Genomic DNA, 21,954 nt, shown 5'->3' on the forward strand with positions numbered 1-21,954 from the left:
GCCTGAATGGCCTTCGCATGCACCACCCCCGCGGTCCCCACCCTACAGCGCGACGATGCCGATGTTCGGATCACGCGCTGGGATTTCGCCCCCGGCGCGGTGACCGGATGGCACAGCCACGGATTACCCTATTTCATCGTCATGCTGACCGATTCAACAATGCGCGTTGACGACGGCAAAAACATTACCGACTACCCGCGCAAGGCCGGAGACTCATACAGCCGCGCCTCGGGCATCGCGCATGACGTGATGAACGCCTCCGACACGCCGATGGCCTTCGTCGAAATCGAGGTCAAACGGCTCGAGGCGCTGATTTTCAGCTAAAATCCAAACATATGGTCGAATGAAAACCCGCCCGCGCCATCGTCAACCCCATGAAACCCGAACAGCCGGCAGGTGGTATCGCGGATGAGCACATAACCCGCCTCCCCCGCCGCGCTTAATTCGGCTCCGGAAAAATACTTCGCCGGATACACAATGGCCGAACCCGAACACGCGATCCGCAGCGCCGCGCTCGCCAGCAACGTGCCCGCCGCATCATAAAGCTCCAGAGCCGTGCTGGAAAAATCAAGCCACCGTGCGGATGCCGGATAGATCAGCACGCAAAAACTCTGCCGCCCGCCAAACCCCAGCTTCAAAAACAACCGCGTCGAGAGCCCCGGCGCCTTGCCGGTGTAGCTCTGCGGCTCGTTTTTATAGGTCATGATCGTATTGAAAATATGCCCGCCAAAACTGCTCTCCGCCGCATGGCCGCTCGCCCGGTCCTCAAACCGGAACAGTGCATGCAGCCAGCCGTTGGCCTCCCCGCCCTCACGAAAATCGTAGACCAGCTCGGCATGCCCGCCATCGGCCAGCACGCCGGGGCGCAGCACATCGTCCATATCCACAGCCAGGCCATGGCCGCGCGGCAGCACGCCCAAGAACCGCTCCGCCAGCTTCTCGCCCTGCGCGCTGAAAACATCCAGCCTTAGCGGCATGTTGTGCTCATGCACCGCCATCGGCGTCGGCTGCACGATGGTTTTGAACCGCCCGCGCGGCAGCACCGGGAAGGGCAGCAGAAACCCCCGCCCCATCTCTGAATACAGCGCTTTGATCCCGGCGTCGTCGCGCAAATCCGCGCGCTCCACATTCACATGCGCGATGCGCGTGCGCGCGGCGCGCGTAACCTCATAACGCGGGCGCACCACATGCCGCCCGGCGCGCAATTCCACTTGCGCCGGCCAGGAAACACCCGGCAGCACCGCCGCCACATCCACCGCCAGAGTCGCGAAGGGCGCAACCCCGGCGGCAATTCCCACCGGCGCCTCGGCGCCCATGCGGTCCAGCGCCATCGCCCCGGCGGGGACCGGCACGGCATGGCTGTTCTGCACCCACAGAATCACCCGTTCATCCGCGCGCGGCGCGGGCAATCCGGCAAACCGCTCCGACGGCCAGGCATTCGCATCATGCGTGCAGGAGAGCGAGGCCCCATTGTCAGCGGCGTAGGTGTCCAGCGCATATTTCACCACATCATGCCCCGCCACGCCGATCGCGTGCAGGAACAACTGCCCGGTGAACGGCCCCAGCCCGAAGCGCGCGCGCACGGCGGCGCTATCCAGCACGAAACCGCCCGCCCCGGCCGGCGCCGGATCTTCCCATTGCGCCAGAACCTCGCCCGCCGCGCCGTAGAGGCGGCAGAAAAACCGCACTGCCTTCGCACCATATCCGGCCCAGTAATTCGCCGTGGTCAGCCGCGTGGAAAAATGCCCATCCTCACGGAAAAACACGAAATTGGTGGCGAAATTGAGCGGATCCAGGTAGCGCGCCGCATTGGTCAGCATCGCCTCCGGCAGTTTCGCGCCGTCCAGCGTCAACACCCGCGCGCCCGGCGGCGCAAAGCGTGCCAGCCGCTCCACCGCCCGCCCGGCATCGAAGGCGGCAACCAGCACGCTTTCCACCTGGGCCGCGCACAGGCAGGTGAGCGCGCGCGCCACATGCCCGCCGCGCAGCTGGCCGATGGCCAAACTATCCTGCACATACACACCCTCGGCATCCAGCCCTGGGCAAAGCGCCAGCAGCGGCCCGGCAATGCCGTCGGGGTCGAAAATCGCCACCCGCCCGGCCCGCGCCGCCAGCTGCTTCAGCCCCTCGGCCGCCACCGGATGCGCCAGCGCCTTATAGGCCACGTTGCCGCCACGCAGATTATCGAAAGTCTCAATATCCAGCATCATTACAATCCCAAGCGGTCACGCATCTGTTGCGCCGCCATCTGCGTGTCATCCAGGGGCCCGGTATCCCACAGCTCCAATTTTCCGGCAAAATCGCGTACCCGCCCGGCATCCACCAGACTATCCATGAACGCGCCGATCCGCGCGGACTTGCCCGGCAGCCGGAGCAGAAACACCGGTGCGGATGTCGCCACCGCCTCGGAGACCATGGAGACCGAATCCGCCGTGCACAAAATTGCATCGGCGCAGGCCAGCATGCCGAAATAAGGATTTTCCCCGGCGCCATCCCAGATCCAGGCCCCCAGCGGCTCCAGCGTCTCTCGTAGAATTTTTACAATCTCCGGCCCTGTGCGGCGCGAGGGGGTTATCACCACGCCGATTTTCTCCTGGCGGATCAGCGCGGCCAGCTGCCCGGCCAGCTCGCGCCCCTGCGCCGGCTCAAACCGGTAGCGCCCATTGCTGCCGCCCAGCAGCACCGCCAGCAGCGGGTGCTGATACGGCGCAAACACCGGCGCCCATTTCAGCAGCTCCGCCGCCAGGCGCGGCTGTGTCACCCGGTGCAGCGCCGTGCGGGTCACGATCACATTTCCGCCAGTTATGCCATCATGGCGCGCCGCCATCACCAAGTCGAACTTATTGAGATTCATGCGCGGATGCTGAATCGCCACCGCCTTCACCCCCGGCCCGCGCAAGCTCGCCGCCACCCGCGCGCCCGCGCCGCCGCAGCCCAGCAACACCTGCGGCAAGGGCGGCGCGAACGCCTCGCTCTTCACCGCCCAGCGGATTCCCGGCCACAACCGGGGCGAAACCTTATCCCATGGCGGCAAAAACGCCAGCGTGCGCATGTCCACCTCCATGCCCGCGGCCTCTGCCAGACCAATCCCCTGCGAGCGCAACCCCGCGATGTCGGTGCATAAAATTCTTGCGGTAACCATGCGGCGGCTTTGCGGCGTGTGCTCGCTGGCGTCAATCCCGCACAAACCCGCGCGATTGCGCCTTGTCACAACTTCGTTACACTGCACCCATGACTCCTGGCCACCCGCCGGCTGATTCCGCCCCCGCAGACCCCGCCAGCCCGGCGGAAATACCCGCGTTTGCGGTCCAAATTGCAACACCGGACATCTCCCCCTTCCGCCAGGGCAACACCGGCATTCCCGGCTTCACCACGCGTGACTCCCGCACACCCGGCCCGCATGTGGTTCTGGTCAGCCTCATCCACGGCAACGAGATCGCGGGTGCCGCCATCCTGGCTGAGCTGCTGCGCGCGCGTTTCATGCCCCTGCGGGGCAAGCTCACCCTCGGTTTCGCCAATCTCGCGGCGTTTGACCGATTCAACCCCCAATCCCCCCTCGCCTCGCGCCATGTCGAGGAAGACCTCAACCGCGTCTGGGATGATCTGCAATTATTCGGCGTGCGCCGCTCGCTGGAACTGAACCGCGCGCGCGAAATCCGCCCATTGATCGACACGGCCGACATTCTGCTGGACCTGCACACAATGCTCTGGCCCTCATGCCCGGTGCTGCTCTGCGGCCCCACCGCCCGTGGGCGCGAACTGGCGATGAAGCTGGGCACGCCGGCCACCGTCGTCGCGGACCGCGGCCATGCCGGGGGCAAGCGCCTCATTGACTACGGCCGCTTCAGCGAAGCCGCCGGCATACTGGCTGAAGCCGGGCAGCACTGGGAACCCGCGGCCCTGAGCCAAACCCGCGCCACCGTGCACGCCCTGCTGCGCCAGACCGGCATGCTCACGGCACCGCCGCCGCCGCCATCACCCATCACCTTCGCGCAGGTCACCCACACCCTCACCGCGCGGACCAACCGCTTCGTCTTTCTGCGCAACTTCCATGGCGGCGAAATCATCCCCGCCGCGGGCACCCTCATCGCGCATGACGGCGAAACCGAAATCCGCACCCCTTATGATAATTGCATGCTGGTAATGCCGAGCCTGCGCGTCAGCCATGGCCACACCGCCGTGCGGCTGGCCCAGGTTGGGTGAGTATTCCTTCAAAAACAGATAATTATACTTCCATTTCAATTTGCAGCAACAAGCTGTCCAGCGCATCCGGCTCAGCCAGCGCCTCGCCGATCAGCACGATCACCGGCCCCGCGGCCCTGGCGTCCACCACCAGCCCGGGCAGCGAGCCGATGGTGCCGCGCATAATCCGCTGCCCCTCAAGGCTCACACTCTCAACCGCCACCGCCGGCATGCCCGGCGCCATCCCCGCCTCAATGAAATGCGCGGCCAAACCGGGCAACGTCTGCCCGCCCATATACACCACCAGCGTACCGCCGGATTTGGTGAGGGAAACCCAATCATGCGCCGGCAATCCGCTCTCGGCGCCATGCCCGGTGAGAAAATGCAGCGAGCGCGCCACGCCACGCCGTGTCAGCGAGCAGCGCAGCGCCGCCGCCGCCGCCGTCGCCGCCGTCACCCCGGGGATCACCTCAAAACCGATCCCCGCAGCCCGCAGCGCGTCCATCTCCTCGGTGGCGCGGCCAAAAACCATCGGGTCGCCGCCCTTCAGCCGCACCACAAGCGCGCCGGTGCGGCCCTGCGCCACCAGCAGGCGGCAAATCTCCGCCTGGCTGGCCGAATGCCGGCCGCAACGCTTGCCGACATCAATCAACCGCGCATCCGCCCTGGCCATCGCCACCACGCGCGGGTCCACCAGGCTGTCATACAGCAGCACATCCGCCGCCGCGATCACCCGCGCGGCCTTCACAGTCAGCAATTCCGGGTCTCCGGGACCAGCCCCCGCCAGAAACACGCGCGCCATCATACACTCCAGCATTTTGCCGCGATATAATGCGCCCGCCGCGCGAGCGTGAGTCCTAAATCCGCGTTTCAGGCCACCAGCGACATTTTCGCCGGCGGCAGCTTGATCGCGCTGATCAGCGAACGCACCTCATTACGGGCGGCAATATGCGAAAGCCCCAGCGCGATGCCGATATTCGCCTCACGCACATCCATCAGGGTCAGCCCCTGCAGGTAGAGCTCGCGGAAAATCACCCGCTCGCCAAACCCTTTCAGCGTGCGAAAGCCGATCCGCTTGGCCAGCAGGTCCAGCGTCTCGCCCACATCGCGCTTGTTGCGCGCCTCAGAGGCGGCAAGCCGGTTGCGCATCACCATCCAGTCGATCTTGCCGCGATCACGCGAGAAGCGGTTCTTGCGCGCCTCCCACACCATTTCCGAGTAGATGCTAGGGTTCACGATGTCGTGATTGTCCGGGTCCACCTTCGCCAGCATCGAAAAATCGACAAAACTGTCGTTGATCGGGGTGATCAGCGTGTCCGCGTGGCTATGCCCGTAGCGTGAGAGATATGTGTCGGCCCCCGGGCAGTCGATCACCACCACATCCATGCCCTCGAATTCGGCCAGCGCCGTATCGAAGCGCAAGCGTTCCTCCGCCTCCGCCTCTAGCCGGTTATCCAGGATCGCGCGATGCACGGAGCGAAACGCGGGCAAAGGCAGCACAATCCCCTTGCTCTCCACGAAATGTTTCCGGGCCGCCAGCGTGCCGGCCAGCGTACCCTGCCGCGCGTCAAGATCCATGGCGCCCACGCTGTAGCCATCGCGCAGCAGCGAGACGATGATATGGATGGAGGTAGTGGATTTGCCCGAGCCGCCCTTCTCATTGCCCAGCACAATGACATAAGGACGCGATTGGGCAGACACGCTGGCCATGGGTAACTCTCCGACTCGGGTTTCGAATCCTCCTTTAACCGAGTCCATCGATTCTGCCCAAGGATTCGTTATGCTGCACCGCCGCGCCCGCTTATAACTTCGCTGAAACAGGAGGTGGGATGCCATGAAGCCATACCGTATTCTGGGCGCATGCTCCGGCTGGTCCGCGCTGCTCACCCAATACTGTCTCACCACCGCGCACGCGGGCCTGCTCCCCGGCAGCATCACCTATTTCGGCTTCTTCACCATCTGGGGCAACCTTCTCGTGGCCCTGGCCTTCACCGCGCCGCTGCTGCCAGCCGCCACCCGGCCCACGTTTTTCCTCCGCCCCGGCGTGCGCGCGGCCATCGGGGTCTATATCCTCGTCATCGCGGTGGTGTATTATTTTCTATTGCGAAAGCTCTACCACCTCACCGGGCTGGACTGGTACGTGAACCTCCAGCTGCACGACATCAACCCGCCGCTTTATGTGCTGGATTGGGCGTTCTTCGTGCCCAAAGGGCAGTTACGTTTCCGCCAGATACCCTACTGGCTCATCTGCCCGCTGGTCTACGCGGGTTACGTCCTGCTGCACGGCGCGCTTAGCAGCTATTACCCTTACCCGTTCCTCAACGCGGCCACGCTGGGCTATCCTCGGGTCAGCCTGAACATCGCCGGTCTCGCCCTGCTGTTCGCGGGCACGGGCGCCGGCTTCATCGCTGCCGGGCGCTACCTGCCCAACCCCGCCTGAGGCTTATTTTCCGGTCAAAATCCGGTCCACCAGCTCGCGCACTGTCGGGATGAACCCGTTGGAATAGAACGGATCGCTGCCAAAACGGCAGGCATTATGCCCGGCGAACATCAGATTATGGTCCAGCGCATCCAGATCATCCGGCGCGGCATGGGCAATATCCTGCAAGGTCTTCTGGATGCAGAAGCTGCGCGGATCGGCCTTTTTGCCGTTGTCATATTCCGGCGGCTCCTGGCTCCAGTTGGAGAACCGGCATTGGCTCAGGCAGCCCATGCAGTTCACCTGGTCGGTATGGATCTCCTCGGCCTTCGCCGGGGTCACGAAGATCAGCGTGGAATCCGGGGTGCGCAGTGCATCCACATAACCGGCCTCTTCCCAGTCCCTCACCCGCGCATAATCCGGCGCGGTGAGGTACACGGAGCGCTTACGCGCACCCACGCCATATTCCACCACATGCTCGCCAACCGGCTCGGGCGAATACGCCACCTGCCGCTCGTTGCGCCCGCGCAGCTCCTGGATGAAGCTGTTGTTCACGGCGGATGAATAAAACCCCGTGGGGGAGAATTTGTTGAGGAACACATCGCCCGGCTTGAGCGTGCGCAGGCGCTCCTTCCAGCTCGCTGGAATCGGGCTTTCCCTGGTCAGCAGCGGGCGGCTGCCGAACTGAAAGGCAATCGGCCCCAACTCGGGATTATCGATCCAGTCTTCCCATTCCTCCAGCGCCCACACGCCGCCGGCCATGATGATCGGGGTCTCCCCCAGGCCGAATTCGCGCATGATCTTGCGCAGCGCCAGCACGCGCGGAAACGGCGCCTCGGGCTTGCCCGGGTCCTCGCTGTTGGAAAGCCCGTTATGCCCCCCGGCCAGCCATGGGTCCTCATACACCACCCCGCCGAGCAGATTCGCCGCCTTGGAATAGGCCCGCTTCCACAGTGCCGAGAACGCGCGCCCGGAAGACACGATGGGATAATAATGCACATTGAACTTGGAGGCGATCTCCGAGAGCCGGTAGGGCATCCCCGCACCGCAGGTGATGCCGTTCACCAGCCCCTTGGTGCGCTCCAGAACGCCGGTGATCACCCGCTCCGCACCGCCCATCTCCCACAGGATATTGGCATGGATGCGCCCCTTGCCGCCGGAAATCTCATAAGCGCGCTCAGCCTGGGCAACGCCGCCCTCGATCGCGTAGGCAATCAGCTCCTCATGGCGGTCCCGCCGGGTCTTGCCATGATAAACCGGCGAGATCACGTGCCCCTCCGCGTCGTAATTATCAGGATTGACCGCCGAGAACGTCCCCGCCCCGCCGCCCGCGGCCCAATGGCCGGCGGTTACGCCGTTGGAAACAGCAACACCCTTGCCGCCCTCCACGAGGGGCAGAATTTCAGTTCCGCCCATGCGGATGGCATTGATAAGCTTCATTTTCCGAACACCCTGGTTTGGCTTTTAGCCCACCCCCTTGAGTGGACGCGCCCATATATATGGAGTTCTATTACCAGATTGAAACACGGCGTGAAGTGGGGGCGTTCATTTAGCCTCATCATGCTTGGTAATTTACGCTAAAACCTTGCCTGTCCGCGTCCGCTGGTCTACCCCGCCCGCACAACGCGCCCATCAACCGGAGGATGCCAACATGACCGCCATTGCCGATATCGTCGCCCGCGAAATCCTGGACAGCCGGGGCAACCCCACCGTCGAGGTCGATGTGTTGCTGGAATCCGGCGCCTTTGGCCGCGCCGCCGTGCCCTCCGGCGCCTCCACCGGCGCGCATGAGGCCGTGGAACTGCGCGACGGCGATAAATCGCGCTACGGCGGCAAGGGCGTCACCATGGCCATCGCCGCGGTTGAGACCGAAATCCTCGACGCCATCGGCGGGATGGATGCCGAGGAACAGGTCGCGATCGACAATATCATGATCGACCTGGACGGCACCCCCAACAAGGCGCGCCTGGGCGCCAACGCCATCCTCGGCGTCTCGCTCGCGCTGGCCAAAGCCGCCGCGGCTGATAACGGCATGCCGCTGTATCGCTACATCGGCGGCGTCTCGGCCCGTACCCTGCCGGTGCCGATGATGAACATCGTCAACGGCGGCCAGCACGCCGATAATCCCATCGACATCCAGGAATTCATGATCCAGCCGGTCGGCGCCTCCTCCATCGCCGAGGCGGTGCGCATGGGCTCGGAAGTCTTCCACGCGCTGAAGAAATCCCTCGCCGAGGCTGGCCACAACACCAACGTGGGTGACGAGGGCGGCTTCGCTCCCAACCTGAAATCCGCCGACGAGGCGCTCAGCTTCATCGCCAAGGCGGTTGAGCGCGCCGGCTACCGCCCCGGCGAGGACATCACCTTCGCCATGGATTGTGCCGCCACCGAGTTCTACAAGGACGGCATCTACAACCTGCACGGCGAAGGCAAAAAATACGACGCCGCCGGGTTTATCGACTATCTGGCCGGGCTCTGCTCGCGCTTCCCCATCACCAGCATCGAAGACGCCTGCTCCGAGGATGACTGGGATGGCTGGAAACTTCTCACCGAGCGCCTCGGCGCCACCGTGCAGCTGGTCGGCGACGATCTCTTCGTCACCAACCCCGCCCGCCTGCGCCGCGGCATCGCGGCCGGCACCGCCAACTCCATCCTGGTCAAGGTCAACCAGATCGGCACGCTGACCGAAACGCTGGAAGCCGTGGATATCGCGCATCGCGCCGGCTACACCGCCGTGATGTCGCACCGCTCCGGCGAGACCGAGGATTCCACTATCGCCGACCTTGCGGTCGCCACCAACTGCGGCCAGATCAAAACCGGCTCGCTCGCCCGCTCTGACCGCACGGCGAAGTATAACCAGCTCATGCGCATCGAAGACGAGCTGGGCCTCACCGCCCGCTACAACGGCCCGGCCCTGCGCCGCGCCTGATTTCCGGCGATCGTCTAAAACACAAAGGCCCCGGCGGTTCGCCACCGGGGCTTTTGTTGTGCCGGATTTATTAGCCCGCCTACCCCGGCCCGAAATAGCTGCAGGCATCGCCCTCGCTGTCACGGTACACGCTCACCCGCGCCAGCCCCGCGCAATCGCCTTCCAGCCTGTGCCAGATCCAGCTTGCGAGATTCTCCAGCGTCGCCGGGCCCAAATCCGCGATCTCATCTAAAAACCGATGATCCAGCGCCTCGCGCACCTCGGCGATGCGCCGGGCAAAATGTCCCAGATCAATCAACATCCCGGTCCCGGCGTCAGGCGCACCGCGCAGCGCCACCTCGGCGCGGTACGAATGACCATGGATCCGCCGGCTGGGCTCGGCATCAATGCGCCGTTGCAGGGTATGCGCCGCCTCGAAGCGGAATTGTTTACTCAGCTCATGCATTAAGGAATACCCAGATATTTATGTGTCTGCACTGAAAGCCGCCACCGCGGGTTGGCGAGGCAGAAGGCGATGGCCGCCTCGGTATTGGCGGCGCGCTGGGGCCCATCCATCGGCTGCAACAGGAAATGCGTGAAACCCAGCGCCTCGAACCGCGCGGGCGGCGCCGCCTCCTGCGGAAACACCAGCTTCAGCTCATCGCCCCCGTTCACCGCGAGCGGCGCCCCGGCTTTGGGGCTGATGCAGAGCCAGTCGATCCCCTGGGGCGGCGCCAGCGTGCCGTTGCTCTCCGCGGCAACGCGAAACCCCCGCGCGTGCAGCGCCGCGGTCAACGCGGCATCAACCTGCAAAAACGGCTCCCCGCCGGTCAGCACCACCAGCCGCTCCGCCGCGCCGCCGCGCCAGGCCGCCTCAACCGCCCCAGCCAGCGCCTGCGCATCGCCAAAGCGCCCACCACCGGGACCATCCGTGCCAATGAAATCCGTATCGCAGAACGTGCATACCGCGCCGGCGCGGTCCTCCTCGCGGCCAGACCACAGGTTACAGCCCGCGAAACGGCAGAATACCGCCGCTCGCCCGGCCTGCAGCCCTTCTCCCTGCAGGGTCAGGAAAATTTCCTTCACCGCGTAACTCATCAGCCCATCCCTTCTGGCGCCCGGCCCAAACCGCACGCGGCCACAACCGGCGCCTCTATCATCGCCCCGGGCAAAACTGGCAAGACCGTCTCCGCCCCGAATTCCTTTATTGCAGCGCGGCACCAAAAACCGGTACACTCGGATTCGCGGGGGAGAGACGCTCCCGGCACCAAGGCTTGAGCCGTCTTCCCCGCGTTGACCACCTCTGGATCAGGAGACTCCCATGCCGAGCCTCGCTCTTTCTCTGGACAATACCTCCGTCGCCAATCCGCTGGACCTCGTCGAGCAGGTCATCTCCGCCAACGACTGGGCGTTCGACCGCCGTTCAGACTCTGACATGGCCGCGCAAGCCCCCGGCAAATGGTGCGACTACGGGCTGTATTTCTGCTGGTCGGATGAAATTTCCGTCATGCATTTCTCCTGCGCCTTCGAATTGAAATCCCCGCCCAAGCGCCGCGGCGCCCTCTATGAGCTGCTGGCCAAAGCCAATGAGCGCTTGTGGATCGGCCATTTCGGCATGGACGAGGACACCGGCATGCCAATCTACCGCCATTCGGTGCTGCTGCGCGGCACCCCCAGCGCCTCGGCGGAATCCATCGAGGACCTGGTGGACATCGCCATCACCGAATGCGAGCGCTTCTTCCCCGCCTTCCAGTTCACCCTCTGGGGCGGCAAATCCCCCAGCGATGCGCTGGAAGCCGCCATGCTGGAATGTGCCGGCGAGGCGTGATACCCCGCCCTGCATGACCGAATCTTTCCCCTCGCTTCTTCTCGTCGGCGGCGGCCGCATGGGCTCCGCTTTGTTGGCCGGCTGGCGCGAGCGCGGGCTCTCCTGCGCGCTGGTGGTAGACCCCTCACCCGGCGCCGCCGCGCTGGCCGGGCCAAATGTAACCGTCGTAGCCTCGGTGACGGATATTCCGCACGGCTTCGCGCCCAGCGCCGTCATCCTCGCGGTCAAGCCGCAAATGGCCGCGCAGGCCCTGCCCGCCTATGCCCGCTTTGCCGGCCATGCGGTGTTCATCTCCATCATGGCCGGCAAAACCCTTAACGCCATCGCCGCCATGCTCGGGGTCAAGACTGCCATCGTGCGCGCCATGCCCAACACCCCCGCCGCGGTGCGCCAGGGCATCACCGTCGCGGTGGCGGGCAGCCATGTCACCCCCGCGCAAAAATCCCTGGCTGATGATCTGCTCGCCGCCACCGGGCTAATCTCCTGGGTCGAGAGCGAAGCCCTGCTCGACCCCGTGACCGCTATTTCCGGCGGCGGCCCCGCCTATGTATTCCTCCTCACCGAGCTGATGGAGCAGGCCGGGCTGGACCAGGGCCTGCCCCCCGCGCTGGCCCGCCAGATGGCTCGCCAGACCGTCATCGGCTCCGCCGCCCTGCTCGCCGCCAGCGATGAGGACGCAGCCGCCTTGCGCGTCGCCGTTACCTCTCCCGGCGGCACCACCGAGCGCGCCCTGGCAGTGTTGCGCGCGGATGACGCCTGGCCGGAAACTTTCACAAAAGCGATTCAGGCTGCCACGGAACGGTCACGCGAGCTCTCCAGTTAATGGACATTGCCCCCCCCGGTTGCTAAACCCCGCCCAATTTAAATTTTAGCCAGCCCGGAAAGAAATTCCATGAAAATTGTTGCCTGCAACAGCAACCGCCCGCTGGCCGAAGCTGTCGCCGCCGGTTTGAACATCCCCTTGGCCAAAGCCTCCATCCGCCGCTTCGCCGACATGGAGGTTTTCGTGGAAATTCACGAGAACGTGCGCGGGGAGGACGTGTTCGTCATCCAGTCCACCTCCTATCCAACCAACGATAACCTGATGGAGCTGCTGATCACCTGCGACGCCCTGCGCCGCGGTTCGGCCCGGCGCATCACCCCGGTCATCCCCTATTTCGGCTACGCCCGGCAGGACCGTAAATCCGGCCCGCGCACACCCATCTCCGCTAAGCTGGTCGCCAACCTCATCACCGAGGCCGGCGCCAACCGCGTTCTCACCATGGACCTGCATGCCGGCCAGATCCAAGGCTTCTTCGATATCCCGGTGGACAATCTCCCCGCCGCCCCGCTGTTCTCGGCGGACATCACCGAGCGTTTCGCCGGGCGCGACCCGATGATCGTCTCGCCCGATGTCGGCGGCGTGCTGCGCGCGCGCATCATCGCCCGGCGCCTCAACACCGATCTCGCGATCATTGACAAACGCCGCGAGCGCGCCGGCGTCTCCGAGGTCATGAACATCATCGGCGAGGTGGAAGGCCGCGACTGCATCATCATTGACGACATCGTGGATTCCGGCGGCACGCTCTGCAACGCCGCTGAAGCGCTCATCAACGAGGGCGCGCGCTCGGTAAGCGTCTATGTCAGCCACGGCGTGCTCTCGGGCGGCGCCGTCGCGCGCATCGCCGCCTCCAAGATCGAGATGCTGACCATCACCGACTCCATCGCCGCCACCGAAGCCGTGCGCCTGGCCCATAACGTGCGCCAACTCTCCATCGCCCCGCTGCTGGCCGAAGCCGTGCGCCGCATTTCGACCGAAAGTTCCGTCAGCTCATTGTTCGACTAACCGCGCATCCCCATATCGCAAGGCATCTCATGAAACTCTTCTACTCCCCCGGTGCCTGCTCCATCGGCATCCAGATCCTGCTGCGCGAGATCGGCAACCCCTTCGAGCTGGTCAAAACCGACCTGCACAAGGGCGCGCAGCACACGCCTGAATTTCTGGCCGTAAACCCCAAGGCCAAAGTGCCAGTCCTGCAACGTGACGATGCCAGCATCCTCACCGAATTTCCCGCCATCTGCATCTACCTGGCGCGCACCAATCCAGACAAAAACCTGCTTCCCGCCGGGCTGGAGGGTGAGGTCCGCACGCTGGAACTGCTCGACTACATGGTCGCCACCATCCACATGCGCGGCTTTGCCCGCCTGATACGCACCGGCATGTTCAGCACAACCCCCGGCGATGAGGATAAAATCCGCCAGACCGGGCGCGAGATTGTTCTCCAGGGCTTTGCCAACCTGCAAGCGGCGCTGGGCGGCAAGCCCTATCTCTTCGGGGATTTCTCAATTGCCGACGCCGCGCTCTTCTACCTGGAATTCTGGGCCCGCAACCGCGCGCAAGTCCCCCTGCCGGCAAATCTTGACGCGCATCTGGACCGCATGCTCGCCCGCCCAAGCGTGCAGGCTTCCCTGGCAGCCGAAGGTCTGGCCTGAATGCAGCTCCCCGCGGTTCCGTTCTGGTTCCTTCGCCACGGCGAGACGGATTATAACGCCGCCGGCCTCTCCCAGGGCGCGCTGGACATTTCCCTGAACGCCACCGGCCGCGCGCAGGCGGAGGTGGCCGCCCCGCTGCTGGCCGGCCAGGGGATTCGCGCCATTATCTCCTCCCCCATGATCCGCACCCGCGAGACGACCGCCATCGTCAATGAATTTCTTAACCTGCCGGTCAGCTTCGAGGCTGATCTGCGCGAGGTGATTTTCGGCGGCATGGAGGGCAAGCCCCTGCAGCCCTGGTTCCCTGAATGGATGGAGGGCCGCTACACCCCCGAGGGCGCCGAAACCTTTGCCGAGGTCACCATCCGCGCGCGCATTGCCATGCGCCGCGTGCTGGCACAGCCCGGCCCGGTGCTCATCGTCGCCCATGGCGGCATTTTCCGCGCACTGCGCGACCTCATGGGCCTGAGCAAGGAGGGCCTGACCCCCAACGCCGTCCCCCTGTTTTGTGACCCAACGGAAAACGGCTGGGAAGTCCGCATGCCCTGATCAGCCCAGTTTGAGCGTCACGCTCACGGGCACATGGTCCGATGGCTGCTCCCAATTGCGCGCCTCCTTCAGAATTTTATACCCCGCCAGCACGGGTTCCAGGTCGCGGCTCACCCACACATGGTCCAGCCGCCGCCCCCGGTTGGAAGCCTCCCAGTCGCGGTTGCGATACGACCACCAGGTATAGAGCTTGCGCTCCGGCGCCACGAAATGGCGGAGCGCATCAACAAAGCCTTCCGCCATCCAGGCGTTCAGCCCCTGCGTCTCCACCGGCGTATGGCTGACAATGCCAAGCAACTGCTTGTGGTTCCACACATCGTTTTCCAGCGGCGCGATGTTCAAATCCCCCACCAGCACGCTGCGCCGCGGCGGATACGCAGCGAAATGCTCGCGCGCCTGCGTAATGAAATCCAGCTTATGAGCAAACTTCACGTTCAGCGCCGGGTCCGCGATATCGCCGCCCGCCGGCACATAAAAATTATGCAATACCAGCGCCGCGCCGCCTGTCTCCAGCCGGGCGGAAATATGCCTGCAATCATTTTTACCGCACCAGTCAGGCGTGTTCTCCTCCAGCGTCAGCGGCAGCCGGGAGAGGATCGCAACGCCGTTATAGCCCTTCATGCCGCGCTTCAGCACATGTGGAAAACCAATTTCCCCGGCAATGGCCTCGGGAAACAGCTCATCAGGCACCTTGGTTTCCTGCAGGCAGATTACATCGGGCGCCAGCCCGCTCATCAGCCTGGGCAGCAACCCCTGGCGCAGCCGCAATGAATTAATGTTCCAGCTTGCAATCGTCAGATCCATGAAGATTTAACCGCCGGAGGGCATCGGAGATGTGGCGGGAATGAACCGGAACAATGAATCCGGATACGGGCCGCCCGGCACGATGTCATAAAGGCTCACCCGCGTCTGCCGCCCCTGCGCGTCCATCACAACCCATTGCCGCAGTTCCAGCGGATCGGTGGCAAACACCAGGGTCAGGCTGCCCTCGGCGGCCTTGCCCTTGCGGATCAGCGTGATGTCATCTTCCCCCGGCTGCATCTGAATATTCGTGACCACCACGCCGGCGGAGTTCAAATTCACATGCTTGGCCAGCAAAATCCCGAGCGGCGTGCTACCCAGCGGAATATTCGTCGTCTGATTCAACGCCGGATCGTAATACACCAACAGCCCAAAACCCGCCACGAGCAGCTGCTTGTCGGGCGGATCATACTCAAAGCGCATCTTGCCCGGCCGCTGCAGCCAGGCTTTGCCAGTGCGCGTTGAACCATCAGCCGCCACCTGCAAAAAATTAGCAGTCAGCCCGGTCTGCTGGTTCAAATACGTCTCCACCTGCGAGACCAGAGTCTGGTCCGCCGGGGTCATCACAAAGGGCGCCGGCTGTGCCATTGCGGGCACGCCGCGCATAAGCAGCCCCCCCAGCATCGCCGCCAGGAGAACGCGCCGGGGATGCAAAGCCACCGCTCTAGCTCGCGCTGCGGCGGCTCGCGGCTTCTGTCTTGTTCGCGGCTAGGGCCTCGGTCATGATATGGCGCGTCTCACGCAAAAACGCAGCCCCCTTCACCGTACGCTGCACCAGCACACTGCGCCGGTCAGACGGGTCAACCTTCCGGCGAACAAAATCAAGCTCGGTCAAACGGTCCAGAGCGCGGGTGATCGCTGGCTTGGAAACATTGAGATCCTGCGCCAGTCCGCGCACGGTATGCCCGCCCTCGTTCAGATAGCAGGTCAGAAACACGCCTAGCTGCCGGGCGGAAAGATCAACCCCCTCGCGCCGTACCAGCGAGACAATTGTATCACGAAGAATTCCAACCAACTGGTCGGAAGAAAGTTGCGCCGCCATAAACTGAGATCCTTAACCAAAAATTTGAAAGTCGTTTTATTTTTACACGTGGCTTTATATCCACACCGTTGACGATCAAGGCACCACCATAAAGACATGGCAGACGATCAACAAGCCAAAAGCCATTCCCCGCTTGTCCCTGGTCAATAAACCGAAACCAGACAGCCAAAACATCCTGCAACGAAACAAGCATCTCAGGAAATACGCATTGTAGCTACATAATTCAAGCAGTTGAAACATAAAAACATTTCAACTTCGTTGAATGTTTCAAAGATTTAATCATCTCGTGATTGCAACCGGTTGGCCCGCGCACCAAGCGTTTCAACCGTTGCGAGCAACGCCCGCAAACTCTGCGCCTCGCCGCCTTCCGGCCTGCCGGGGCGGCTGGAATCGTTCCATGCGTAAACATCCACATGTGCCCAGGCGATTCCGGAAGGAATAAAACGTTGCAGGAATAAAGCCGCAACAATCGCGCCCGCCATGGGTTTCGCGGAAACAGTGTTGAAATCGGCAACCGGGCTATCCAGCCACGCGGCGTAACCATCGAACAACGGCAGGCGCCAGAGCGGATCGTTAACCAATTGCCCCGCCACCAGAATGGATTGCGCAAGCCGCTCATCGTTACAAAACAACGCCGGCAAATCCGGCCCCAGCGCCACGCGCGCCGCACCCGTCAACGTTGCGGCGTCTATCAGCCAATCTGGCGTTTCGCTGGCCGCCTCCGCGAGCAGGTCACACAGCACAAGCCGGCCCTCCGCATCCGTATTGCCAACTTCCACGCTCAAACCAGCAGCCGTTTGCAACACGTCAGATGGCCGCATGGCATGGCCGGAGATGCTGTTTTCCACGCAGCCAATCCGCAGTTGCAACCGTAACGGTAAATCCAGCGCCATCACCGCTTGCGCCAGTCCCAGCAAAATTGCAGCACCGCCCATATCTTTTTTCATGCGCAACATCGCAGCGCCCGGCTTCAGGTCATAGCCGCCCGTATCGAAGCACACGCCCTTGCCGCAGAGCGAGAGCAGCGGCGCGTCCGCATCCGCGCGAGAGCCCTGCCATGTCAGCAGCACCGCCTCCGCCCCGCGCTCAGACCCCGCCCCCACCGCCGCCAGCGCGGGGTAGCGTTCAGCCACCGCCGCGCCGTAACATGCGTGGTATGCGCGCCAAAACGCACGCCCAGATCCATCGCGGCCTGGGCCAGTTCGGCCGGCCCCAGCAGGTTCGCGGGTGTGTTGATCAGATCGCGCGCCGCGCAGACCGCGCTTGCAATCACCATTGCGCGTGCAGGCACCTGCGCGGCGGCAAGCTGCGCCTGCGGCTTTGGCGCCCTGGTTTTTAAATGTTCAAACCGGTAGGCGCCGAGCAGGAACCCCAGCGCGGCATCCTCGCCTGAGAAGTCGCCCGCGGCGATCCGCCACACCGTTCCGCTTGGCAATGCACCCGCCGCCGCGCCAAAACCATGCACCACCGGCGTGCTTCCCAGCCCCAGCACCGCGCCCTGCAACGCACCATCACCACCGGCGAGCAACACAACCGCCCCCGCCTGGCCTGCAAAACCTTGCAACCGCGCCAGCGCCGCCTGACCGGGCGGCAATCCGTCCAGCAGCGCGGCCACACCCTCCGGCCGCACGCCATAAAGCGGCAGCGCCGCGCCGTCATTCATCGCCAATCCCGCCAGTTCCCGCATCATGCCCGACTCCATGTTTACCGAGCTGTTATATCAGCTGCGGCCGGCCGGAGCTGCGCCCAAACCACGAGCGTACTGATTCTGCGGCGGATTTCAGAAGCGCGCCTAATGCAGCTTTTCGATACCCACGGCAGCCACCCGCCCCTCGCGCTGCTGCAACGCAAAGCGCACGCGCTCACCTTCATTCAACTTGCGCAACCCCGCATGCTGCACCGCGCTGATATGAACGAAAATGTCGTTTCCGCCAGTATCGGGCGCGATGAACCCATACCCCTTGCCGGGGTTGAACCATTTCACAACCCCTGTAATAGCCGTTTCCGGCCGTACACCCTCGTCATGCATCGTTTCCATATCGACACCTTCCTTGCACCGGTTTTGCCGGACATGCGCCATGGCACCGGTCACGCCCGCCGGGCGTGTGAGTCTACGCGCATTAATCCGAATTTATCAATTGGAACATGTGCTGCGCCGCAGCAGAAGGATTTAAAACCCCGCAAGAAATCCGAACCCTCGGTTACGAGATTTTGCGCAAGCCCCGGCGCACGGCCGGGGCATTCGCCAGATGAGATCCGCCTCTAAATCAGGCGGCGTCCTCGCGGCGGTCACGCACCCGCACATAGGCGACGGCGGCATGCTCCTCGCAATAGGGTTTCCCCGTCACCGCGGACGCATTGCAAAAATGAAAACTCGGCTTTCCCGGCTCGCCGATCGGCCAGCAGCACGGCGTGGCGCGCTGGCTGAATTTCACAGCCGGCAACATCGCCCGCAGCGTTGGCATCGGCGCCGACATCGAAGCTGAAAGCGGCGGCAGCGTTGCCCCCTGCACCCGCTTGGGCACCACCGGACGCACGGCAGCCGTTTCACCCTCGTTGCGGCGAATTGGCGAGGGACGCGGCGGCAGATTAAGGCGATGCGCCTTCCCGACCACGGCATTTTTTGAAATACTCAGCCTGCGGCCAATTTCCGCAGTCGAAAGCCCTTCGGCCCACAAGCTCCGCAATTTTGCAATTGCCTCTTCCGTCCACTCCATATTGTGGCCCCTCTCACTCAAACTACAAAATACAGTAGAGAGAGCGGGCCCCACTCGCAATATCTAGCGGGGTCTCCCCGAGTCCTTTTCTGTGGAAAACTATTATTACTTAACCGTCTCGCCCGGAAACGCGCCCCAGAAATCCTCGCGCGCCAGATAGCCGGTGTAGCGCCCGGCCGCCGCCTTGCAAAAATCCGAGCTCCGGTCACATGAAATCAAAGTACCGGTGACACCGCCCTGCAGATACGCCACGGGCGCGGCATCCGGGGCGGGGCTGCGCCGCAGCACCGCCTGCTGGGCGGTAATGAAAAACGTTCGCCGCGCGCGGATCGTCGCCATATGTACCCAGCCGGTGCCACCATCAGGCGCCACCACATGGCGCCATACGTCAAATTCGCCGATGATCTCTACCGGCAGCCCGTCGCGCTCGTAAACCCAGTTCACAGGGTACTGAAACCCCGGCCCGGCCCGGAAATTCACCTCATTGGTGCGCAGCGAGACAAAGCGCGGCACCGGCAGCTTCGTCACCTGCCCCACTGCCGGCCCCGGCCCGCTGCCCACGGGCGCCGCGGTCCACCCGCCAAGCAACAGCAGCGCGAGGGCAGCCCCCCTCAACCACATACGGGGCATGCCGTGTCCTTCCGCAACCTGATTTTCCTAAACTCCGCCGCCAGCGCATCCCAGATCAGCAGCCAGCCGGACATGGAAGCGCCGATGCCCATGATCTCCTTCAGCACCTCGCTCGCCTGCAAAGTGCCCATCACCCCGGTCACCGCGCCCAGCACACCGGCCTGCGAGCAGCTCGGCACCAGCCCTTCCGGCGGCGGTTCGGGGTAGAGGCAGCGGTAGCAAGGCCCCTGCGGGTCAGCGTGCGGCTTAAAGGTGGAAAGCTGCCCCTCGAAACGCAGCACCGCCGCGCTCACCAGCGTCCGCCGCGCCGCCACGCAGGCATCGGCGAGGAGAAAGCGGGTGGCGAAATTATCCGTGCCGTCACAGATTATATCGTAGCCTTCCACCAGCCCCGCCACATTGGCCGCATCCAGCCGGTGGTTATGGATGTTCACCTGCACCAGAGGGTTGATCCGGCGCATCGACTCCGCGGCCGACTCGACCTTCGCCTGGCCCAGATTTTCCATGCCGTGGGCAATCTGGCGCTGCAGATTGGAGAGCTCCAGCACATCGCCATCTACCAGCCCGATGCGGCCCACCCCGGCGGCGGCCAGATACAAGGCCAGGGGCGAGCCGAGCCCGCCAGCGCCCACGATGAGCACACGAGCGGCCTTCAGCCGCGCCTGGCCCGCCCCGCCAACCTCGCGCAACAGAATATGCCGCGCATAGCGTTGAATTTCGTCCTCGGAAAAATCTAAATCCATGCGCCTTTATAGAATACCCGCCAGCGGCGGCCAAATGCCCCGCCCGGGGCTGCAGTTTTACGCCCCGGTTTTAATCGGCGCTTAAGTTCCCCCCAGCACAGTGAAGCAACTTTTCCCATCTGCCCAAAGGATCCATGTAATGCCGGACGTGAACCCGCTGGCCGATCGTCTCAATTTCATTAATTTGAACGCAAAGGCACTGGCGCGGTTGCGGGGGATGAAATCCATCATCTGGCAGGCGTTGCCCGCGGCGCTCAACGCGCTCTACGCCAAAATTGGCGCGGAGCCGCGAATCAGCCGTTTTTTCGCCACGCCCGCGATGATAGAACATGCGCAGGCCCGGCAGTCGCTGCATTGGAGCACCATCCTGGAAGGCGATTTCGGCCAGGAATATCTCGATGAGGTCACCAAAGTGGGAGAGGTTCACGCCCGCATCGGGCTGGAGCCGCGCTGGTACATCGGCGGTTATGCGCTGATGCTTGAATCCCTCACGGCCGCCGTGGTCACCGCGCGCTGGCCCAAACCCGTGTTCTGGCGGCGCCAGAACAACGCCGGGGAGCTGAGCCACGAAATCGGCGTCCTGCTGAAGGCGGCTTTCCTGGATATGGACCTGGCGATTTCGGTGTATCTGCAAGCCGCGGAGGCCGCGCGCCAGGCCGCCGAGAACCTTGCCGCAACCACCAGCGCAAAAGTGATGAAGACGGTGACCGAGGCGATGAGCGCGCTCGCCGCGGGGGATCTCACGCACCGCATCGGTGATACGCTGCCTGATGAATACGCGCGGCTGCGCGAGGATTTCAACAACGCGCTGGAGCGTCTGGCAGGCACCCTCTCCGGGATTCAGGCGGCGACCGGGGTGATCAACAACGGTATCGACGAAATTTCCCAAGCCACCGACGACCTGGCGCGGCGGACCGAGCAGCAGGCCGCCAACCTGCTGGAGACGACCACCGCGCTCACCGAATTGACCGAAGGGGTGAAACGCACCGCCGCCGGCGCGGCGCAGGCGAATGTCGCGGTGGGGGGCGCCAATTCGGGCGCGGCCAATTCGCGCAACGTGGTAAGCGATGCAGGTGATGCGATGAACAAGATCGAGGCATCCTCGCAGGAAATCGGCCAGATTATCGGGTTGATCGACGATATCGCCTTCCAGACGAATCTTCTCGCGCTGAACGCCGGGGTGGAGGCGGCGCGCGCCGGTGATGCGGGGCGCGGTTTCGCGGTTGTGGCATCCGAAGTCCGGGCGCTGGCGCAGCGCTCAGCGGAGGCGGCAAAGGCGATCAAATCGCTCATCTCAACCTCCTCGTCCCAGGTTGTCCAGGGAGTGGAACTGGTGCGTAAGACCGGACAGTCGCTGGAGACCATTGGCACCAATATGGGGCAGATCGAGGGGCTGGTCTCGGGTATCGCCAATGCGGCACAGCAACAGTCCGGCGGGCTGAACCAGGTGAGCGAGGCGGTGAACCAGATGAACATGGTGGTGCAACAGAATGCCGCCATGGTTGAGGAGGCCTCGGCAGCGGTGCATTCGCTGAAAAGCGAAATCAACGAACTCATACCAGCCGCCGAATTTTCTGACTCTCCGGGGATTCCCCCGGCGCGGTGAGTTGTGATTCGGTGTTTCCCGTTGATTTGATTGATGGGAGGCGGTGATGGCTATGGC

26 protein-coding genes are annotated in these 21,954 nt (G+C 63.8%); 10 read left to right on the forward strand and 16 right to left on the reverse strand.

Annotation, left to right across the window (positions count from 1 at the left end; translation table 11 throughout):
* The first annotated feature begins 6 nt into the window (after nucleotides 1-6).
* Complete coding sequence (locus tag HKL97_RS02760) at nucleotides 7-324, forward strand: cupin domain-containing protein (protein WP_291422576.1); 318 nt, start codon at nucleotides 7-9, stop codon at nucleotides 322-324.
* Here the strand turns inward: HKL97_RS02760 and HKL97_RS02765 are convergent.
* Entirely contained in the window at nucleotides 321-2,207 is a 1,887-nt protein-coding gene (locus HKL97_RS02765) for a hypothetical protein (protein ID WP_291422601.1), read from the reverse strand. The two genes, HKL97_RS02760 and HKL97_RS02765, sit on opposite strands and share 4 nt — an antisense overlap.
* Before the next feature lie 2 nt (nucleotides 2,208-2,209).
* On the reverse strand, nucleotides 2,210-3,142 hold the full coding sequence (locus HKL97_RS02770; protein ID WP_291422577.1) for a mitochondrial fission ELM1 family protein: 933 nt from the start codon (nucleotides 3,140-3,142) through the stop codon (nucleotides 2,210-2,212).
* 89 nt (nucleotides 3,143-3,231) lie between these two features.
* Here HKL97_RS02770 and HKL97_RS02775 point away from each other — a divergent pair, with 89 nt between their 5' ends.
* Nucleotides 3,232-4,203 (forward strand): succinylglutamate desuccinylase/aspartoacylase family protein, encoded by a 972-nt coding sequence (locus tag HKL97_RS02775; RefSeq protein WP_291422578.1) that lies wholly within the window; start codon nucleotides 3,232-3,234, stop codon nucleotides 4,201-4,203.
* A 22-nt stretch (nucleotides 4,204-4,225) separates the two neighbouring features.
* On the opposite strand, the gene cobA is transcribed toward HKL97_RS02775, so the two are convergent.
* Together cobA and HKL97_RS02785 are read right to left on the reverse strand one after the other, a co-directional pair.
* Entirely contained in the window at nucleotides 4,226-4,999 is a 774-nt protein-coding gene (gene cobA / locus HKL97_RS02780; RefSeq protein WP_291422579.1) for a uroporphyrinogen-III C-methyltransferase, read from the reverse strand.
* A gap of 53 nt (nucleotides 5,000-5,052) precedes the next feature.
* The gene (locus tag HKL97_RS02785; RefSeq protein WP_291422580.1) at nucleotides 5,053-5,892 is read right to left on the reverse strand and encodes a division plane positioning ATPase MipZ; all 840 of its coding nucleotides are present in this window, start codon (nucleotides 5,890-5,892) and stop codon (nucleotides 5,053-5,055) included.
* 124 nt (nucleotides 5,893-6,016) lie between these two features.
* Here HKL97_RS02785 and HKL97_RS02790 point away from each other — a divergent pair, with 124 nt between their 5' ends.
* Complete coding sequence (locus HKL97_RS02790; RefSeq protein ID WP_291422581.1) at nucleotides 6,017-6,622, forward strand: Pr6Pr family membrane protein; 606 nt, start codon at nucleotides 6,017-6,019, stop codon at nucleotides 6,620-6,622.
* Between the two features lie 3 nt (nucleotides 6,623-6,625).
* Here HKL97_RS02790 and HKL97_RS02795 read toward each other — a convergent pair whose 3' ends face one another.
* Nucleotides 6,626-8,041: a nitronate monooxygenase family protein gene (locus tag HKL97_RS02795; protein ID WP_291422582.1), complete on the reverse strand. Its 1,416-nt coding sequence runs from the start codon at nucleotides 8,039-8,041 to the stop codon at nucleotides 6,626-6,628.
* A 211-nt stretch (nucleotides 8,042-8,252) separates the two neighbouring features.
* On the opposite strand from HKL97_RS02795, the gene eno reads away from it, so the two are divergent.
* The gene (eno, locus tag HKL97_RS02800; protein ID WP_291422583.1) at nucleotides 8,253-9,530 is read left to right on the forward strand and encodes a phosphopyruvate hydratase; all 1,278 of its coding nucleotides are present in this window, start codon (nucleotides 8,253-8,255) and stop codon (nucleotides 9,528-9,530) included.
* 79 nt (nucleotides 9,531-9,609) lie between these two features.
* Here the strand turns inward: eno and HKL97_RS02805 are convergent, their stop codons facing one another.
* Together HKL97_RS02805 and queE are read right to left on the reverse strand one after the other, a co-directional pair.
* Complete coding sequence (locus HKL97_RS02805; RefSeq protein WP_291422584.1) at nucleotides 9,610-9,975, reverse strand: 6-carboxytetrahydropterin synthase; 366 nt, start codon at nucleotides 9,973-9,975, stop codon at nucleotides 9,610-9,612.
* Nucleotides 9,975-10,607, reverse strand: a complete 633-nt coding sequence (gene queE, locus HKL97_RS02810; protein WP_291422585.1) for a 7-carboxy-7-deazaguanine synthase — start codon at nucleotides 10,605-10,607, stop codon at nucleotides 9,975-9,977. Before queE ends, HKL97_RS02805 begins: the two co-directional genes overlap by 1 nt.
* A gap of 223 nt (nucleotides 10,608-10,830) precedes the next feature.
* Between queE and HKL97_RS02815 the strand changes: the two genes are divergently transcribed.
* From HKL97_RS02815 to HKL97_RS02835, 5 genes are all read left to right on the forward strand, one after another.
* On the forward strand, nucleotides 10,831-11,337 hold the full coding sequence (locus HKL97_RS02815; RefSeq protein WP_291422586.1) for a YbjN domain-containing protein: 507 nt from the start codon (nucleotides 10,831-10,833) through the stop codon (nucleotides 11,335-11,337).
* A 13-nt stretch (nucleotides 11,338-11,350) separates the two neighbouring features.
* Entirely contained in the window at nucleotides 11,351-12,160 is an 810-nt protein-coding gene (proC, locus tag HKL97_RS02820; RefSeq protein ID WP_291422587.1) for a pyrroline-5-carboxylate reductase, read from the forward strand.
* A gap of 69 nt (nucleotides 12,161-12,229) precedes the next feature.
* On the forward strand, nucleotides 12,230-13,162 hold the full coding sequence (locus tag HKL97_RS02825) for a ribose-phosphate pyrophosphokinase (protein ID WP_291422588.1): 933 nt from the start codon (nucleotides 12,230-12,232) through the stop codon (nucleotides 13,160-13,162).
* 29 nt (nucleotides 13,163-13,191) lie between these two features.
* Complete coding sequence (locus HKL97_RS02830) at nucleotides 13,192-13,809, forward strand: glutathione S-transferase family protein (protein ID WP_291422589.1); 618 nt, start codon at nucleotides 13,192-13,194, stop codon at nucleotides 13,807-13,809.
* Entirely contained in the window at nucleotides 13,810-14,358 is a 549-nt protein-coding gene (locus HKL97_RS02835) for a histidine phosphatase family protein (RefSeq protein ID WP_291422590.1), read from the forward strand.
* Here the strand turns inward: HKL97_RS02835 and HKL97_RS02840 are convergent, their stop codons facing one another.
* From HKL97_RS02840 to HKL97_RS02880, 9 genes are all read right to left on the reverse strand, one after another.
* Nucleotides 14,359-15,162 (reverse strand): exodeoxyribonuclease III, encoded by an 804-nt coding sequence (locus tag HKL97_RS02840; protein WP_291422591.1) that lies wholly within the window; start codon nucleotides 15,160-15,162, stop codon nucleotides 14,359-14,361.
* 6 nt (nucleotides 15,163-15,168) lie between these two features.
* Nucleotides 15,169-15,747, reverse strand: coding sequence for an outer membrane lipoprotein carrier protein LolA (locus HKL97_RS02845; RefSeq protein ID WP_291422592.1), 579 nt, complete (start codon nucleotides 15,745-15,747; stop codon nucleotides 15,169-15,171).
* A gap of 76 nt (nucleotides 15,748-15,823) precedes the next feature.
* Nucleotides 15,824-16,201 carry a MarR family transcriptional regulator gene (locus HKL97_RS02850; RefSeq protein ID WP_291422593.1) on the reverse strand — a complete coding sequence of 126 codons (378 nt, stop codon included), beginning with the start codon at nucleotides 16,199-16,201 and terminating at the stop codon, nucleotides 15,824-15,826.
* Between the two features lie 275 nt (nucleotides 16,202-16,476).
* Nucleotides 16,477-17,334 (reverse strand): M17 family metallopeptidase, encoded by an 858-nt coding sequence (locus tag HKL97_RS02855; RefSeq protein WP_291422594.1) that lies wholly within the window; start codon nucleotides 17,332-17,334, stop codon nucleotides 16,477-16,479.
* Nucleotides 17,262-17,891: a hypothetical protein gene (locus HKL97_RS02860; protein ID WP_291422595.1), complete on the reverse strand. Its 630-nt coding sequence runs from the start codon at nucleotides 17,889-17,891 to the stop codon at nucleotides 17,262-17,264. The genes HKL97_RS02855 and HKL97_RS02860 overlap by 73 nt, the downstream gene beginning before the upstream one ends.
* A 102-nt stretch (nucleotides 17,892-17,993) precedes the next feature.
* The gene (locus HKL97_RS02865) at nucleotides 17,994-18,239 is read right to left on the reverse strand and encodes a cold shock domain-containing protein (protein ID WP_291422596.1); all 246 of its coding nucleotides are present in this window, start codon (nucleotides 18,237-18,239) and stop codon (nucleotides 17,994-17,996) included.
* Between the two features lie 229 nt (nucleotides 18,240-18,468).
* Nucleotides 18,469-18,918 (reverse strand): GcrA family cell cycle regulator, encoded by a 450-nt coding sequence (locus tag HKL97_RS02870; RefSeq protein WP_291422597.1) that lies wholly within the window; start codon nucleotides 18,916-18,918, stop codon nucleotides 18,469-18,471.
* A gap of 105 nt (nucleotides 18,919-19,023) precedes the next feature.
* Nucleotides 19,024-19,548, reverse strand: a complete 525-nt coding sequence (locus HKL97_RS02875; protein WP_291422598.1) for an SH3 domain-containing protein — start codon at nucleotides 19,546-19,548, stop codon at nucleotides 19,024-19,026.
* Nucleotides 19,530-20,291, reverse strand: coding sequence for a molybdopterin-synthase adenylyltransferase MoeB (locus HKL97_RS02880; protein WP_291422599.1), 762 nt, complete (start codon nucleotides 20,289-20,291; stop codon nucleotides 19,530-19,532). Before HKL97_RS02880 ends, HKL97_RS02875 begins: the two co-directional genes overlap by 19 nt.
* Before the next feature lie 139 nt (nucleotides 20,292-20,430).
* Here HKL97_RS02880 and HKL97_RS02885 point away from each other — a divergent pair, with 139 nt between their 5' ends.
* Entirely contained in the window at nucleotides 20,431-21,897 is a 1,467-nt protein-coding gene (locus tag HKL97_RS02885; RefSeq protein ID WP_291422600.1) for a methyl-accepting chemotaxis protein, read from the forward strand.
* Nucleotides 21,898-21,954: the final 57 nt, after the last annotated feature.

This window comes from Acidocella sp. (assembly GCF_013044125.1).
GTDB lineage: Bacteria > Pseudomonadota > Alphaproteobacteria > Acetobacterales > Acetobacteraceae > Acidocella.